Source organism: Microbacterium sp. XT11, from assembly GCF_001513675.1.
In the GTDB taxonomy this organism is placed as follows: Bacteria; Actinomycetota; Actinomycetes; order Actinomycetales; family Microbacteriaceae; genus Microbacterium.
Window position 1 is genome coordinate 1752933 of record NZ_CP013859.1, and the last position, 15703, is coordinate 1768635.

11 protein-coding genes are annotated in these 15703 nt (G+C 70.2%); 9 read left to right on the forward strand and 2 right to left on the reverse strand.

Annotation, left to right across the window (positions count from 1 at the left end):
• Positions 1 to 10 precede the first annotated feature (10 nt).
• Positions 11 to 1201: a xylose isomerase gene (gene xylA / locus AB663_RS08125; RefSeq protein WP_067197788.1), complete on the reverse strand. Its 1191-nt coding sequence runs from the start codon at positions 1199 to 1201 to the stop codon at positions 11 to 13.
• Between the two features lie 100 nt (positions 1202 to 1301).
• Positions 1302 to 2300 carry a LacI family DNA-binding transcriptional regulator gene (locus tag AB663_RS08130; RefSeq protein WP_067197790.1) on the reverse strand — a complete coding sequence of 333 codons (999 nt, stop codon included), beginning with the start codon at positions 2298 to 2300 and terminating at the stop codon, positions 1302 to 1304.
• A gap of 136 nt (positions 2301 to 2436) precedes the next feature.
• On the opposite strand from AB663_RS08130, the gene AB663_RS08135 reads away from it, so the two are divergent.
• The 9 genes from AB663_RS08135 to AB663_RS08175 all read left to right on the forward strand — a co-directional run bounded on the left by AB663_RS08135 (position 2437) and on the right by AB663_RS08175 (position 15687).
• Complete coding sequence (locus tag AB663_RS08135; protein WP_067197791.1) at positions 2437 to 3726, forward strand: extracellular solute-binding protein; 1290 nt, start codon at positions 2437 to 2439, stop codon at positions 3724 to 3726.
• An 8-nt stretch (positions 3727 to 3734) separates the two neighbouring features.
• Positions 3735 to 4751: a carbohydrate ABC transporter permease gene (locus AB663_RS08140; RefSeq protein ID WP_157540984.1), complete on the forward strand. Its 1017-nt coding sequence runs from the start codon at positions 3735 to 3737 to the stop codon at positions 4749 to 4751.
• A gap of 29 nt (positions 4752 to 4780) precedes the next feature.
• Positions 4781 to 5638 carry a carbohydrate ABC transporter permease gene (locus tag AB663_RS08145; protein WP_232304684.1) on the forward strand — a complete coding sequence of 286 codons (858 nt, stop codon included), beginning with the start codon at positions 4781 to 4783 and terminating at the stop codon, positions 5636 to 5638.
• A gap of 24 nt (positions 5639 to 5662) precedes the next feature.
• Positions 5663 to 8053 (forward strand): glycoside hydrolase family 3 N-terminal domain-containing protein, encoded by a 2391-nt coding sequence (locus AB663_RS08150; protein ID WP_067197798.1) that lies wholly within the window; start codon positions 5663 to 5665, stop codon positions 8051 to 8053.
• Complete coding sequence (locus tag AB663_RS08155; protein WP_067197800.1) at positions 8050 to 9618, forward strand: glycoside hydrolase family 43 protein; 1569 nt, start codon at positions 8050 to 8052, stop codon at positions 9616 to 9618. The genes AB663_RS08150 and AB663_RS08155 overlap by 4 nt, the downstream gene beginning before the upstream one ends.
• Positions 9619 to 9651: 33 nt before the next feature.
• A complete protein-coding gene (locus AB663_RS08160) occupies positions 9652 to 10815 on the forward strand; it encodes an ROK family transcriptional regulator (protein WP_067197802.1) in 1164 nt (387 codons plus the stop codon).
• Between the two features lie 256 nt (positions 10816 to 11071).
• The gene (locus AB663_RS08165) at positions 11072 to 13006 is read left to right on the forward strand and encodes an ABC transporter ATP-binding protein (protein WP_067197804.1); all 1935 of its coding nucleotides are present in this window, start codon (positions 11072 to 11074) and stop codon (positions 13004 to 13006) included.
• A complete protein-coding gene (locus AB663_RS08170) occupies positions 13003 to 14817 on the forward strand; it encodes an ABC transporter ATP-binding protein (RefSeq protein WP_067197806.1) in 1815 nt (604 codons plus the stop codon). Before AB663_RS08165 ends, AB663_RS08170 begins: the two co-directional genes overlap by 4 nt.
• A 60-nt stretch (positions 14818 to 14877) precedes the next feature.
• Positions 14878 to 15687, forward strand: coding sequence for a hypothetical protein (locus tag AB663_RS08175; RefSeq protein ID WP_067197808.1), 810 nt, complete (start codon positions 14878 to 14880; stop codon positions 15685 to 15687).
• The last annotated feature ends 16 nt before the right edge of the window (positions 15688 to 15703 follow it).

Sequence of the window (15703 nt, forward strand, 5' to 3'; positions counted from 1 at the left end):
CGCGTTCCCGTCAGCGCGCGCCGAGCAGGTGCTCGGTCGCGAGCTGCTGCAGCCGCACGAAGCCGAAGCCCTTGCCGCCGAAGTAGGCGTTGGGGTCGAAGTCCTCGTACGACGAGCGGTCGGCGAGGAAGTCCTCGTACGTCTCGCCCTCGCCCAGGGTGGGCACGGACAGCTCGTCGACCCGCGCTGCGGCGAGGGCCTCCTGCACCTCGGGGTCGGCGCGGAAGGCCGCGGCGCGCTCCTTCAGGAGCAGGTAGGTGCGCATGTTGGCGGCGGCAGAAGCCCACACGCCGTCCTCGTCCTCCGTGCGGCTCGGCTTGTAGTCGAAGTGGCGCGGTCCGTCGTAGGCCGGCACGCCACCGGGTCCGCCGTTCTCCAGCAGGTCGACGAGCGCGAACGCGTTGTGCAGGTCGCCGTGACCGAACACGAGATCCTGGTCGTACTTGATCCCGCGCTGGCCGTTGAGGTCGATGTGGAAGAGCTTGCCGTGGTACAGCGCCTGCGCGATGCCGGCCGCGAAGTTCAGTCCGGCCATCTGCTCGTGGCCGACTTCGGGGTTCAGACCCACCAGCTCCGGACGCTCGAGCGACTCGATGAAGGCGATCGCGTGGCCGAGGGTCGGCAGCAGGATGTCGCCGCGCGGCTCGTTGGGCTTGGGCTCGATCGCGAAGCGGATGTCGTATCCCTTGTCCGTGACGTAATCGCCGAGCAGGTTCACGGCTTCGCGGTAGCGTTCGAGGGCCGCGCGGATGTCCTTCGCCGAGTCGTACTCGGCGCCCTCGCGTCCGCCCCACATGACGAAGGTCTTGGCTCCGAGCTCCGCACCGAGGTCGAGCTGCCGGAAGACCTTGCGCAGCGCATAGCGGCGGACCGCCCTGTCGTTGGAGGTGAATCCGCCGTCCTTGAAGACGGGGGCGCTGAAGAGGTTCGTGGTGACCATGGGCACGACCAGGCCGGTGTCGGCGAGAGCGCCCTTGAGTCGTTCGATCTGGCTCTGGCGCTCGGCGTTGGAGGAGCCGAAGGCGAAGAGGTCGTCGTCGTGGAAAGTGAGGCCGTATGCCCCGAGCTCGGCGAGCTTCTCCACCGCGTGCACCACGTCGAGAGCAGGACGGGTGGGGCCGCCGAACGGGTCGGTGCCGTTGTAGCCGATCGTCCACAGGCCGAAGGAGAACTTGTCGTCCTTGGTGGGGGTGAGGGTCATGGAAGAGCTCGCTTTCGCGCCGTCGAGAAATGTTGTGCTTGAGAACATATCAAGCCGGAGGCCTGCGCGCAACGGCGCGGCGCCGTCGCTGCGGCGGTGCTCACCGTACGGGAACGGACGTGGACTCGCGCACGACGAGCTCGGCCGGCATCCGCACGCTCTCGGCCGGATGGCCCTCGAGCATGGCGAGGAGCATCCGCACGGCGGCCGCGCCCATCTCCGGCAAGGGCTGGCGGATGGTCGTCAGGGCGGGGGAGTGGGATGCGGCATCCGGGATGTCGTCGAACCCGACGACCGACAGGTCGTGCGGTACGCGGAGCCCGTGCGCTCGTGCCACCCGCATCATCTCGATCGCGGACAGGTCGTTGGCGGCGAAGACGGCGGTGGGGCGCTGCGGCAGCGCGAGGAGTGCGCGGGCGCCGGCTGTGGAGTCGGGCTCTCGGTAGCCGCCGTCGGCGATGAGCGATTCATCGACGGGGATGCCTGCCGCGGCGAGTGCTTCGCGGTAGCCCTGTTCGCGCAGCTGTGCGGATTCGAGGTCGACCCGGCCGCGAAGGTGCGCGATGCGGCGGTGTCCGAGCGCGATCAGGTGTTCCGTGGCGGCGCGGCCCCCGGCGAGGCTGTCGGCGCTGACCGTCGTCGATTCGCTCGGACCGGTGTGCGGGTCGACGGCGACGATCGGCACGGGCGACTGCGGCGCCGCCGAGGTCGGCGTCACGAGGATGGCGCCGTCGATGAGGGTTCCGCCGAGCCTCGAAAGAGAGCGTCGTTCCCAGTCGACGTGCTCGCCGCGCGAGACCGTGCCAGCGTACGCGAGGATGTCGTACTCGGTCCCCTCGAGCGCGGTGGACACCCCGCGCAGGAGCTGCAGCGCGAAGGGCTCGAACTCGGCGACGAGGACGCCGATCACGTGGCTCCGGCGACGGCGCATCGAGGTCGCGACGAGGGAGCTCTCGTATCCGAGCTCGTGCACCACGTCGAGCACGCGCTGGACGGTCGCCGGCGCGAGCCCGTCGCGCCCGTTGATCGCCTTCGAGACGGTGGCGACGGACACCCCTGCGGTGCGTGCGACGTCGGTGATGGTGATGCGACCGGCCATGCAGACAGCCTAGTCGCTGAGAAAACGTTATCGATATCGTTTGACATGGCGCTCGACGGGTGCAAGAGTGGGCACCGGCGCATTAGGTGTGGTTGGCAACAAATGCGCACACGTACTCGATGAAGAGGAGAAACGCATGAGAATGCGCAAGGCACTGACCGCCGCGGCTGCTGTCGCGACGCTGGGAGCACTCGGCCTCAGCGGCTGTTCCGCGGGTGGAGGGGCCGACGAGGGAGGTTCCGCATCGCTGACGATGTGGCACAATTCGACGACGGGCCCCGGCAAGGCGTACTGGGAGGATGCTGCGGCAGCCTTCGAGAAGGAGAATCCCGACGTCAGCATCACCGTCACGTCCGTGCAGAACGAGGACATGGACGGCAAGCTGCAGACCGCCGTCAACTCCGGCGACATGCCCGACATCTTCATGGCGCGCGGCGGCGGCAAACTCGCCGACATCGTCGCCGCAGGCAAGGTGAAGGACCTCACCGACCTCATCGACGACGACGTGAAGAAGGCCCTGGGTGACGCCCCCTTCAGCGCGTTCACCGTCGACGGGAAGATCTACGGCATGCCGTCCGCCGTGCTGCCCGGCGGCATCTTCTACAGCAAGGACCTCTTCGCCCAGGCCGGCATCACGGAGGAGCCGACGACGCTGGACGAGCTCGAGGCTGCGGTCGAGAAGCTCAAGGCTGCCGGCATCCAGCCCATCGCGCTCGGCGCGAAGGACGCATGGCCCGCCGCGCACTGGTACTACTTCTTCGCCGTCCGGGCGTGCGGGCAGGACGTCATCGAGAACCTCGCGACGCAGCCGGACTTCAGCGACGGATGCTGGCTCGACGCCGCGCAGTCGCTCGCGGACTTCGCGTCGACCGAGCCGTTCAACGCGGGCTTCCTCACGACGTCCGCGCAGGAGGGCGCCAACTCCTCGGCCGGTCTCGTGGCGAACCACCAGGCGGCCATGGAGCTCATGGGGGCGTGGGATGTCGGCGTGATCGCGAGCCTCACCCCCGACGAGAAGCCGCTGCCCGACCTCGGCTGGTTCCCCTTCCCGGAGGTGTCCGGCGGTGACGGCGAGCCCGGGGCCATGATGGGCGGCGTCGACGGCTACTCGTGCGCAGCCGACGCACCCGCCGCCTGCGAGGATTTCTTGAACTTCGTCTCGTCGAAGGAGTGGCAGGAGAAGTACGCCGAGGCGTTCCAGACCATCCCCGCGTCGCAGGACGCGACCGGCGCCGTCACCGACCCGTCGCTCATCCCGCTGATGGAGGCGTACCAGAAGGCGCCGTACGTGTCGCTGTGGCTCGACACGGCGCTCGGCCAGAACGTCGGCAACGCGCTCAACACGAGCGTCGTGGAGATGCTCGCGGGCCAGGGCACGCCGGAGAAGCTCGTCGAGGCCGTCACGGCTGCCGCGGCCCGCGGCTGAGTCCGGCCATGACAGACACCAGGGCGCTGATGAGCACGCCGGTGCCTGAGAGGAGCATCCCCGCCGGGGGCGGCCGAGCGCCGTCCCCGGCGGGGCGCCGCGCGCGACGAGCGGACTGGCGCAAGCGCGGTGAGATCGCGCTCCTCTCCGGCCCCGCGCTGCTGGTCTTCCTCGGCTTCGTCATCCTGCCGGTGGCGATGGCCGCGTTCTACGGATTCTTCAAATGGAACGGCTTCGGCTGGCCGACCGAGTTCGTCGGTCTCGGCAACTACACCCTCATGTGGCAGGATGCCGCGTTCCGGGACGCCGTGCTGCACAACGCCACCATCGTCGTGCTGTCGCTGGTGGTGCAGGGGCCGATCGCGATCCTGTTCGCCCTGCTGCTGAACCAGAAGATCCGCGGGCGCTCGCTCATCCGCGTCCTCATCTTCACCCCCTATGTGATCTCCGAGGTCGTCGTGGGAACCGGCTGGAGCCTCATGCTCCAAGACACCGGCGCGCTGAACTCGCTGCTGGCGAAATGGGGACTCGAGGGGCTGCAGCACTCGTGGCTCGCCGACCCGTCCATCGCGATGACCTCGCTCATGGTCATCATCACGTGGAAGTACATCGGCTTCGCCGTCATCCTGATGCTCGCGGGCATGCAGTCCATCCCCGACGAGCTCTACGAAGCGGCGGCGATCGACGGCGCGGGTTTCTGGAAGACGCAGTGGAGCATCACGCTGCCGCTGCTCGGCCCGACGATCCGCATCTGGGCCTTCTTGTCGATCATCGGATCGCTGCAGCTCTTCGATCTCGTCAACATCGTGTGGGGCCAGTACATCTCCGCGACAGCGGGCACCTCCACGATGGCCACGTACATGTACCAGAACGGGCATCTCGCCGGCAGCTACGGCTACGGCAACGCCGTCGCCGTGATGCTGTTCCTGATCTCGCTCGTCGTCGCCCTCGTCTACCAGCGCTTCGTGCTGCGCCGCGACACCGAGGGCGCGCTCACGGGCGACAGCGGAAGGGGCCGCAAGTGACCACCGACAGTTTTCAGACCTCCGTCGCGATCCAGGCGATCGGCCGCCGCGGCAAGCGCCGCGCGCCGGCCGTGCGCTGGGGGAGCCCCGGGGTGTACCTCCTGGCCCTCGTGCTCATCACCGTCTGCATCACCCCGGTGCTCTACATCATCGTCGGCGGCTTCCGCACGAGCTCGCAGATCACCGCAGACCCCTCGGGGCTGCCCGCGCCGTGGGTCGTGGCGAACTACGGCGACGTGCTCGCCGGGTCGGAGTTCTGGACGGCGATGCTCAACTCGACCATCTCCGCGGTCGGCACGACGGTCGGCGCCGTCGTGCTGGGCGTCATGGTGAGCTACGTCCTCGCGCGGTACGACTTCACGGGCAGGGGAGTCATGTACTCGCTGTTCGCCGCAGGCCTCATGTTCCCGGTGACGGTGGCCATCACGCCTCTCTACCTGCTCATCCGCAGTCTGGGGCTCGTCAACAGCCTGGCCGGCATCATCCTGCCGCAGATCGCGTTCGCGCTGCCCACCACCATCATCATCCTGGTCCCCTTCCTTCGGGCTATCCCCAAGGAGCTCGAGGAGGCGGCGTCGATCGACGGCGCGTCGAGGCTCGGCTTCTTCTGGCGCATGGTCATCCCGCTGAGCATGCCGGGGGTGATCACGACCGGCATCCTCGCGTTCGTCGGCGCGTGGAACGGCTACATGCTGCCGCTGTTCATCCTCAACGATCCGTCGCTGTTCACCCTGCCGCTGGGCGTGCAGAACTTCGCCTCGCAGTACTCGGTCGACACCGCCAGGGTGCTCGCCTACACCTCGCTGTCGATGCTCCCCGCCCTCATCTTCTTCAGCCTGTTCGAACGCCGCATCGTCGGCGGGCTGACGGGCGCCGTCAAGGGCTGACGCCCGGCTCGTCCTGGAGACACCATGACCTCGCACATCCCTGCGTTCCCCCGTGCCGGCGCGCGCGTCCGCGCCCTGCTCGACGGCATGACCCTGGAGGAGAAGGCCGCCCAGCTCGTCGGCTACTGGCTCGATCAGGGCGGCGAGGTCGTCGCCCCCATGCAGAACGAGATGGCGTCGGCGGACGGCGGCCGGACGCTCGCCGAGATCACCCGGCACGGCATCGGCCACTACACGCGCGTGTACGGCACGCGTCCCGTCGACCCTGTCGAGCGCGCGGCGTGGCTCCACGGAGAGCAACGTCGTCTGCAGCGCGAGACGCGGCTCGGCATACCGGCGATCGTGCACGAGGAGTGCCTCACCGGTCTGGCCGCGTGGAAGGCGGCGACCTTCCCGACACCGCTCGCGTGGGGGGCGAGCTTCGACCCCGACCTCGTCGCCGAGATGGGCGCGCTGATCGGCGAGTCGATGCGAGAGCTGGGGATCCACCAGGGTCTGGCGCCCGTGCTCGACGTGGTGCGCGACCCCCGCTGGGGTCGCGTGGACGAGTGCATCGGCGAAGACCCGTACCTCGTCGGCACGGTGGGGACGGCCTATGTGCGGGGCTTGCAGTCGTCGGGCGTGCACGCCACGCTCAAGCACTTCCTCGGGTACTCCGGATCGCGCGCCGGCCGCAACCACGCTCCGGTGTCCGCCGGGCCGCGCGAGGTCGCCGACGTGTTCCTGCCGCCGTTCGAGATGGCCATCCGCGACGGCGGCGTCCGAAGCGTGATGAACAGCTACGCCGAGATCGACGGCGTCCCGGTGGCATCCGATCCGGGGCTGCTGACGACGCTGCTCCGCGAGCGGCTCGGGTTCGACGGCGTCGTCGTCGCCGACTACTTCGCCGTGGCCTTCCTCGAGGTCATGCACGCCGTCGCCGCAGACCGGGGCGAGGCGGCAGCCCTCGCGCTGACGGCGGGCATCGACGTCGAGCTCCCTTCCGGAGACGCGTACCTCGCGCCGCTCGTGGAGCGCGTGCGCGCCGGTGATCTCGACGAGGCCTACCTCGACCGGGCCGTCATCCGGGTGCTGTCGCAGAAGGAGGAGCTCGGATTGCTCGACGACGACGCCTTCGACGGGGAGCCGCCATCGCACATCGACCTCGACACGCCGCGGCACCGCGACGTCGCGCGGAGGCTGGCGGGCGAATCGATCGTGCTGCTGTCGAACGCGGGGGTGCTGCCCCTCGCGGCATCCGCTCGCCGCGTCGCCCTGATCGGGCCGAACGCCGATCGCTCCGACGCGCTGCAGGGGTGCTACTCGTTCGCCAATCACGTGCTGGCCCACCACCCCGACGTCGAGACCGGGTTCGCGATCCCCACCGTGCGCGAGGCGCTGGAGTCGGCCTTGCCGGAGGTCGAGATCGCCTATGCGCCCGGATGCGCAGTGGAGGGCGCTGACCGATCCGGGTTCGACGAGGCGGAGCGGATCGCGGCGGCGGCCGACGTGGCGATCGTCGTCGTGGGTGATCAGGCCGGCCTGTTCGGTCGCGGCACGGTCGGCGAGGGCAACGACGTGGAGACCCTCGACCTTCCCGGCATGCAGCGCGAGCTCGTGGAGCGCCTGGTAGCCACCGGCACCCCCGTCGTCATGGTGCTGCTCACCGGGCGGCCCTACGCCATCGCCTGGGCGCTCGAGGGGGATGCCGCACCCGCGGCGGTGCTGCAGTCGTTCTTCCCCGGAGAGGAGGGCGGCCCTGCGATCGTCGACGTGCTCACCGGTGTGGTATCGCCGTCGGGCCGTCTTCCGGTGAGCCTGCCCCGCTCCGCCGGTGCTCAGCCGTACTCCTATCTCCATCCGCTGCTGGGCGGACCGTCGGACGTGACATCGACGGACCCGACTCCGCTGCGGCCGTTCGGCTTCGGGCTGTCGTACACCTCGTTCGACTACGGCGCCTTCGAGCTCGACCCGCAGGCGACGACCAGCGGCCGTTTCACGGCGTCCGTGACCGTGACCAACACCGGCCGTCGCGCCGGCGCCGAGGTCGTGCAGCTGTACGGCCGCGACCCGGTGGCGTCGGTGACACGTCCGGTGGCGCAGCTGCTGGGGTACGCGCGCGTCGAGCTCGACGCGGGGGAGAGCCGCACCGTGCGCTTCGACGTCCCGGCCGCGCGATTCGCGTTCAGCGATCGCGAGCTCCGGCGCGTCGTCGAACCGGGCGAGGTGCAGGTATGGGCGGCGTCGCACGCGCACGCCGCCCAGCCGGCGGCCGACCTCGCCGACGCCACGGGGGGCGCCATCAGCAACGAGCGGACGAGGCGCCCGCTCGCTCTCCCTGGCGCCGCGACGGCGCGGCGGACGCTGCTGCTGACCGGCGCGAGGCACGAGGTGGGGCCGGACGATGGCCGCATCGTCACGACGACAATCGCGTGAGCGAGCTCGCCAATCCGGTGCTGCCAGGCTGCTACCCGGATCCGTCGATCTGCCGGGTCGGCGAGTGGTTCTACCTGGTCTGCTCGACGTTCGAGTACTTCCCCGGCATTCCGGTGATGCGCTCGCGCGACCTGGCCTGCTGGGAGACCGTCGGGCACGTCATCGATCGCCCGGGGATGCTCGATCTCGACGGCATCGCGTCATCGGGCGGTCTCTACGCTCCGACCATCCGACACGGTCACGGACTGTTCTGGGTGGTCTGCACTCTGGTCGACCAGGAGCGCCCTGATCGAGGCGGGAACTTCCTCGTCACGGCGACCGACCCGGCAGGTCCGTGGAGCGAGCCGATCCCGCTGGACGCAGACGGCATCGACCCGTCGCTCGCGTTCGACGACGACGGTCGTATGTGGCTGCACGGCACTCGACCCGCTCGTGCTCCGGAGTGGCCGCAGCAGACGGAGGTGTGGGTGCGGGAGTACTCGCCGGAGGCGAAGGCCCTGATCGGTGCCGAGACCGTGATCTGGCGCGGGGCCGTGCAGGGGGCGATCTGGGCCGAGGGGCCGCACCTGTACCGCATCGACGGGCGCTGGTACCTCGTGGCCGCCGAGGGCGGGACGGGCTTCCACCACGCCGTCAGCGTCGCGCGGGCCGCGCACGTGACCGGGCCGTACGAGGGCAGCCCGGCGAATCCGGTGTTCACGCACCGCCAGCTCGGGCGGTCGAGCACCGTGATCGGAGCGGGGCATGCCGACCTCGTGCGTGCGCCGGACGGTTCGTGGTGGTCAGTGATGCTCGCGATGCGCACCGCGGACGGCGTGCATCATCCCCTCGGCCGCGAGACGTTCCTGTGCCCTGTGGCCTGGGAGAACGGGTGGCCCGTCTTCGCGCCGGGTGAGGGCCGCCTGCCTCGTGCGGTGCACACCCCGATCGCGGGAGACCCGCCCCGGCCCGGGAGCTGGCAGCCCGACGGCGCCCGAGCCGGCGACGTCCCGCCCGGCGACGCGCGGTGGACCGCGCTGCGTGCGCAGCCCTACGAGATCGCGGCTCCGGAAGCCGACGGCTGGCGGATGCCGACGAGGTCGGGAACCCTCGCCGACCCGGTGGCCATCGCCTTCCTCGGCATCCGCCTGCAGCACCGTGACGTCGACCTGCGGTGCGTGCTCGACGTGACCGAACTGGCCGACGGGGAGACGGCAGGGCTCGTCGTGCGGCAGTCGGAGCGCGATCACGTGTTCGCATCCGTGACGCGCAGCGGGGGCGAGCTGCTTGCCGCGATCACGCATCGACGGGCGGGCGCGGCCGGCCGGCTCGCGAGCGCACGGATCGCCTCAGCGGGAGAGGTCGGTCTGACGCTCCGCATGCGCGGGAGCGAGTGCACGATGTCGGTCGCCGACGAGGTGCGGGCCTGCGTCGACGTCCGGTCGCTGGACTCCGCGGCGACCGGAGGGTTCCTCGGGCTGTGGCTCGGCATCCATGCGACGAGCAGCGGTGCGCAGCCGCGGGGGCTCGTGCGCATCGTCCGGTTCGCGTACGAGCCTTCGGGTTCTCCGTCCTCCGGTCGATAGCCTGAGAGCACGCTCGAGAGAAGTGAGACCCGCATGAACGAACGCGCCACCCGTGTCGAGGAGGTGCGCCGCACCAATCTCGGAGAGGTGCTGCGCCTCGTGCACCACGAGGGGCCGCGTTCCCGTGCCGTGATCACCGCCGAGACCGGGCTGAACCGCTCGACGGTCTCGGCGCTCGTGGCCGACCTCGTGGAGGCGGGTCTCGTCGAGGAGCGCGAGCCCGACGTCACGCGCAAGGTCGGGCGGCCGTCTCCGATCGTCGTGGCCGGTGACGACGTCGTCGCGATCGCGGTGAACCCCGAGGTCGACGCCATCGAAGTGGGCGCGGTGACGCTGGGCGGGGTCGTGCGCGAGCGGGCGCGCGTCGACGCGCCCGGTTCCGTGAGCGTCGACGACGTCGTGCGCATCGTCACCGAGATCCTCACCACGTGGCGGAGCGCACAGCTGGACGGATGCCGCATCGTCGGCATCGGCGTGGCGGTGCCCGGTCTCGTGCGCGCCGCCGACGGCGTGGTGCGCCTCGCCCCGCACCTGGGGTGGGAGGAGGAGGACGTGGCCGCGCCGCTCGCCAGGGCGACGGGTCTCCCTGTCGTCGTGGACAACGATGCGACCCTCGGCGCCAGGGCCGAACGTCTCTTCGGCGTCGCCCGCGACCATGCCGACGTCGTGTACCTCAACGGCGGCGCGTCGGGCATCGGCGGCGGTGCGATCGTGCACGGCATACCGCTGGCCGGAGCCGACGGCTACGCGGGCGAGTGGGGGCAGACCTCGCCCAGCGTGCTGCGCCCGGAGGACCGCCTCGTGGCGGGCGGCGTGCTGGAGGACGAGGTGAACAGGTCGCGCCTGCTGGCCGCGGCCGGGCTCGAGTCGGGTGACGACGCTGCGCTCGCCGCCGCGCTCGCGGCAGCCGAGGGCGAGGAGGCCGTCGCGGAGATCGAGCGTCAGCGTCGTGTGCTCAGCGCCACCCTCTCGAACGCGGTCGATGTGCTCAACCCGTCGATGATCGTGCTCGGAGGGTTCCTCGCGATCCTCCTGGATCATGATCCGGAGGGCTTCGACCGAGCGGTGCGCGCACGCGCGCTGGCCGCGCCCGCCGAGCGGTTGCGCATCCGATCGGCGGCTCTGGGTGCCGACCGTCTGCTCATCGGTGCCGCCGAGGCCGCGTTCGCGCCGCTGCTGGCCGATCCGCTCGGCTGACCGGGAATTGTTCTTGCGCTCAGCTGGTTCACAGGAATAGGCTGGAGGGCTGTCGCGCCGACCGGTCGACACCGCCGAGCCCTGAGGAGGACACCATGACCACGATCTCCGTCGCGCAGATCGCAGCTCCCGGCTCGACCACGGCGCGCCCGCTCCGCTAGCACCGCCGCCGCTCCGCATCGGATGCCGCGCTCTCCGAGCCTTTCGGCATCCGCCCTTCAGCAACCGCTTTCCATACGAAACTCGTCTGAGAGACATGTCTTCCTCGCCCTCATCGCACAACGCCTCCGCGTCGTCCTCCCTCTCCACTCCCGCGGCGCTGTGGCGTCTCAAGCCCTTCGTCAGGCCGGTCGTCTGGCGTCTCGCGGGCGGCGCGGCCAGCGCGCTCGCGGCAGCCCTCATCGCCCTGATGATCCCGATCGTGCTCGAGCAGATCATCCGCGGACCGGTGCAGTCGGGCGAGCCCGGCGCCATCGCGTGGGGCGCCGTCGCCGTGTTCGGACTCGCGATCGGTGAGGCCCTGATGGTGTGGCTGCGCCGTCAGTTCGTGCTGAACCCGGCCACCGAGGTCGAGTACCGCATGCGCACCGACCTCTATTCGCGGCTGCAGACCCTTCCGGTCGCCTTCCACGACCGGTGGCAGTCCGGCCAGCTGCTCAGCCGCATGATGCAGGACATCGGCCTCATCCGCCGGTGGCTCGCGTTCGGCCTCGTGCTGCTCGTGGTCAACATCCTCACGATCATCATCGGCTCCGTGCTGCTGTTCCGCTGGCACTGGCTCCTTGGCACGATCTTCCTCGTCACGGCGGTGCCGCTGTGGATCCGCGGCTACCTCTTCGAGAAGCGCTACGGCGCGCTCACCCGGCGCAGCCAGGACCAGGCAGGTGACCTCGCCACCAGCGTGGAGGAGAGCGTGCACGGCATCCGCGTGCTCAAGGCCTTCGGCCGCGGCAAGCACGCTCTCAGACGGTTCAGCAGGCAGGCCGAGACGCTGCGCGAGACCGAGATGAGCAAGGCCGCGGCCGTCGCGTCGATCTGGTTCTGGCTCGACCTCATGCCGCAGATCGCCTTCGGCCTCAGCTTGATGTCGGGCATCTGGCTCATCTCGCAGGGCGCGATCGAGGTGCCGGAGCTGTTCGCGTTCTTCGCGATGGCCGTGGTGCTGCGGTGGCCGATCGAGTCGATCGGGTTCCTCTTCTCGTTCATGCTCGACGCACGCACGGCGACCGACCGCGTGTTCGACATCTTCTCGGAGACGAACACCATCACCGACCCGGAGAACCCCGTGCACATCGCCGACCCGAAGGGCGAGCTCGCCTTCGAGGGCGCGCACTTCCGCTACCAGGATGCGGGAGCGCACGAACGCGACCTGCTGGACGGCATCGACCTCGTGCTGCGGCCAGGCGAGACCATGGCGCTGGTGGGGCTGACCGGTTCGGGCAAGACCACGCTGACGACTCTGCCCACGCGCCTCTACGACGTGACCGGCGGGCGGGTCACGCTCGACGGCGTCGACGTGCGCGACCTGCCGCTGGCCGAGCTGCGGCAGCACATCGCGATGGCCTTCGAAGACGCGACTCTGTTCTCGGCCTCGGTGCGCGAGAACGTGCTGCTGGGCCGTGCCGATCTCGACCTGCACAGCGACGAGGCCGAGCGGGTGCTTCGCGAGGCCCTCGAGGTCGCGCAGGCGTCGTTCGTCGACCAGCTCCCCGAGGGGACCGAGACGATCATCGGCGAAGAGGGGCTGAGCCTCTCGGGCGGCCAGCGTCAGCGGCTCGCCCTGGCACGGGCCGTCGCCGCGAAGCCCAAGGTGCTCGTGCTCGACGACCCGCTGTCGGCACTCGACGTCGACACCGAGGCGCTCGTCGAAGAGGCGCTGCGACATGTGCTCGCCGACACCACCGCGCTGATCGTGGCGCACCGTCCGTCGACCGTCGCGCTGGCAGACCGTGTGGCGCTGCTGGAGGGCGGGCGCATCACGGCGGTCGGGACCCACGCCGAGCTGCTGAAGACCAGCCGCCACTACCGGCATGTGATCTCCAGCCTCGAAGCGGAGGAGGCCGCGCGCACCGGCGCGATCCCGATCATCCGCGACAGCGCGGAGGAGATCGAAGACACCGTCAGAGACGGCATCCGCGAGGAGGCCGCCCGCGACGACGACTACCTGACCGAGAAGGAGGTGCAGGCATGAGCTCCGCCATCACGGGGACGCAGGACGAGGACCGCTCCCGCTACACCAAGGAGGAGAGCCGGGCGATCCGCCAGCGCTCCCTGCGGCTGCTCGGCTCGCTCATCCGGCCGCTGCGTCCGCAGATCGTCCTGGCCGCCGTCGTGCTGGTCCTCTCGACCGGACTGCAGGTCGCAGGGCCGATCCTCATCAGCATCGGCCTCGACCGCGCGCTGCCCGCGGTGCTGAACGAGGCGGACTGGATGCCGACGGTGCTCGTCGGCTTCATCTACCTCTTCGCCGGAGCCGCTGCGGCCGCGCTCATCGCGTGGTACGTCATGATCGCGGCCCGCATCACCCAGGCGGTGCTGCTCGATCTGCGCAAGAGGATCTTCCTGCACACGCAGCGCCTGAGCCTCGAGTTCCACGAGTCGTACACGTCCGGCCGCATCATCTCGCGTCAGACGAGCGACCTCGACTCCATCAAGGAGCTGCTCGACGGAGGGCTCAACGAGCTCGTCTCCGGTGTGCTGTTCGGCGTCTTCACCTTCATCGCGCTCTGCGTGTGGGACTGGCAGTCGGGTGTGATCCTCGCGCTCGCCGGCATCCCGCTGTTCCTGCTCATGCGGTGGTTCTACACACGCTCGCAGCTGGTCTACCGGGAGTCCCGCGTCATCAGCGCCAAGGTGATCGTCCAGTTCGTCGAGACCATGACCGGCATCCGCGCCGTCAAGGCGTTCCGCAAGGAGCCGCGCAACGACGTCGCCTTCCAGAAGGTCGCGGGGGAGTACCGCGACATCAACCGCCGCTCGATGCTGCTGTTCGGAACCTTCGAGCCCGGCCTCATGGGCGTCGCCGCGCTGACGCTCGGCCTCGTCGTGCTGTGGGGCGGCATCCGGGTGTCGACCGGTGCACTCAGCGTCGGCGTGCTGCTGTCGGCCGTGCTGTACGTGCGCAACTTCTTCGCGCCCATGCAGGAGATCGCCATGTTCCTCAACTCCTACCAGTCCGCCACTGCGGCTCTGGAGAAGGTGTCCGGCGTTCTCGAGGAGCAGCCGACCGTGCCCGACCCCGAGAAGCCGGTCGACCTGTGGGAGTCGCGCGGCCACGTGCGGTTCGACGAGGTCACGTTCGGCTACAACGGCGAGAAGACGATCCTGCCGAACTTCTCACTCGACATCCCCGCTGGTCAGACCATCGCGCTGGTGGGCACGACCGGGGCGGGCAAGTCCACGCTGGCGAAGCTCATCTCGCGGTTCTACGACCCCACCGAGGGGCGCGTGACGCTCGACGGCGTCGATCTGCGCGACCTGCATCCGAAGGACCTCCGGCGCGCGATCGTCATGGTCACGCAGGAGGCGTACCTCTTCAGCGGGACCGTCGCCGACAACATCGCGCTGGGCAAGCCCGATGCGACGCTCGACGAGATCCGTGCCGCTGCGCGCGCGGTCGGTGCGGATGCGTTCATCGAGTCTCTCCCCGACGGCTACAACACCGACGTGAACAAGCGCGGCGGCCGGGTGTCGGCGGGGCAGCGACAGCTGATCTCCTTCGCCAGGGCGTTCCTCGCCGACCCGTCGGTGCTGATCCTCGACGAAGCGACGGCGTCGCTCGACATCCCCTCCGAACGGCTGATCCAGGATGCGCTGCAGACGCTGCTCAAGGACCGGACCGCGATCATCATCGCGCACCGTCTCTCGACGGTGGCGATCGCCGACCGTGTGCTGGTGATGGAGCACGGCCGCATCATCGAGGACGACACCCCGGACGCGCTGATCGGCGGCACGGGCAAGTTCGCGCAGCTCCACGCCGCGTGGCAGGAGACGCTGGTCTGACCTGTGCCGTCCGATCGGTCGGCAGAGGCGGCCTGCGCCGGTGCTGGGTAGCATCGAGTCATGGACCCGGTGCTGATCCTCGTGGAGTGGTGGTGGGCGGCCCCCGCCGTCGCGGCCGCGGGCGCAGCGGGTGCGCTGGGCGCCGCGGGAGTGCGCCGCCGCGCCAGGCGGTCGGGGCGTCGTCTCGCAGTCGACGCGGCGCTGCACGATCTGCGCGCCTCGCAGCAGGAGGTGACGCAGCGGCGCCTGGCGCTCAAGGTGGCTCGCGCCGAGCACGCCCGCGCCGTGGCGGAGCGCGGAGCGCGGCGCGCCGGAGCCGAGCACGTGGCAGCGGCGAAGCGGATGCTCCGTGACCGCGAGCGGGAGCTGCGCGCAGCGCATGCCGATGTGAAGGCGAAGCATCTGCGGCTGAGCGCAGAGCGCGCAGCCCTTCCGGCCGCATCCGCACCGCGCCCGCTCGACCGTCTTCGCGCCACGCATGACGCGATCACGTCGCGGTGGATGCGGTACGAGACGGATGCCGCCCTGCAGCTGGCCTATCCGGCGATGACAGACGTGCGGCAGCCGGCCACGGCGGCATACCTGCGCGCCGCGGCACGGGCGAACGAGCTGCGGCGCGCGGTCGAGCATGATGCGACCCCTGCGGCGTACTCCGCGTATCGTGACGCGGTCGCCGATCTCGAGCGCGCGCTCGACGAGGCTGAGCACCGCGCGAGAGTGCTCGCCGGCGAGGCGCCGTCGAGCGCATGGCAGGACGCCGCGCAGGACGTGCTGGCCAAGTCGGCGGAAGCTCTCGACCAGGCGGCCGGCGCCGTGGCCTCGGCGTTCGCGGCGTGGTCGGCACGCCACCGTCCGCGCGACGACCGCTGACGCGCGCGGACCGTGG

What these genes read in the sequence shown, in the direction of transcription:
- xylA (WP_067197788.1), bottom strand. Translation starts at nt 1,201, where the DNA reads ATGACCCTCACCCCCACCAAGGACGACAAGTTCTCCTTCGGCCTGTGG.
- AB663_RS08135 (WP_067197791.1), top strand. Translation starts at nt 2,437, where the DNA reads ATGAGAATGCGCAAGGCACTGACCGCCGCGGCTGCTGTCGCGACGCTG.
- AB663_RS08160 (WP_067197802.1), top strand. Translation starts at nt 9,652, where the DNA reads ATGAACGAACGCGCCACCCGTGTCGAGGAGGTGCGCCGCACCAATCTC.
- AB663_RS08165 (WP_067197804.1), top strand. Translation starts at nt 11,072, where the DNA reads ATGTCTTCCTCGCCCTCATCGCACAACGCCTCCGCGTCGTCCTCCCTC.
- AB663_RS08170 (WP_067197806.1), top strand. Translation starts at nt 13,003, where the DNA reads ATGAGCTCCGCCATCACGGGGACGCAGGACGAGGACCGCTCCCGCTAC.
- AB663_RS08140 (WP_157540984.1), top strand. Translation starts at nt 3,735, where the DNA reads ATGACAGACACCAGGGCGCTGATGAGCACGCCGGTGCCTGAGAGGAGC.
- AB663_RS08130 (WP_067197790.1), bottom strand. Translation starts at nt 2,300, where the DNA reads ATGGCCGGTCGCATCACCATCACCGACGTCGCACGCACCGCAGGGGTG.
- AB663_RS08175 (WP_067197808.1), top strand. Translation starts at nt 14,878, where the DNA reads ATGGACCCGGTGCTGATCCTCGTGGAGTGGTGGTGGGCGGCCCCCGCC.
- AB663_RS08150 (WP_067197798.1), top strand. Translation starts at nt 5,663, where the DNA reads ATGACCTCGCACATCCCTGCGTTCCCCCGTGCCGGCGCGCGCGTCCGC.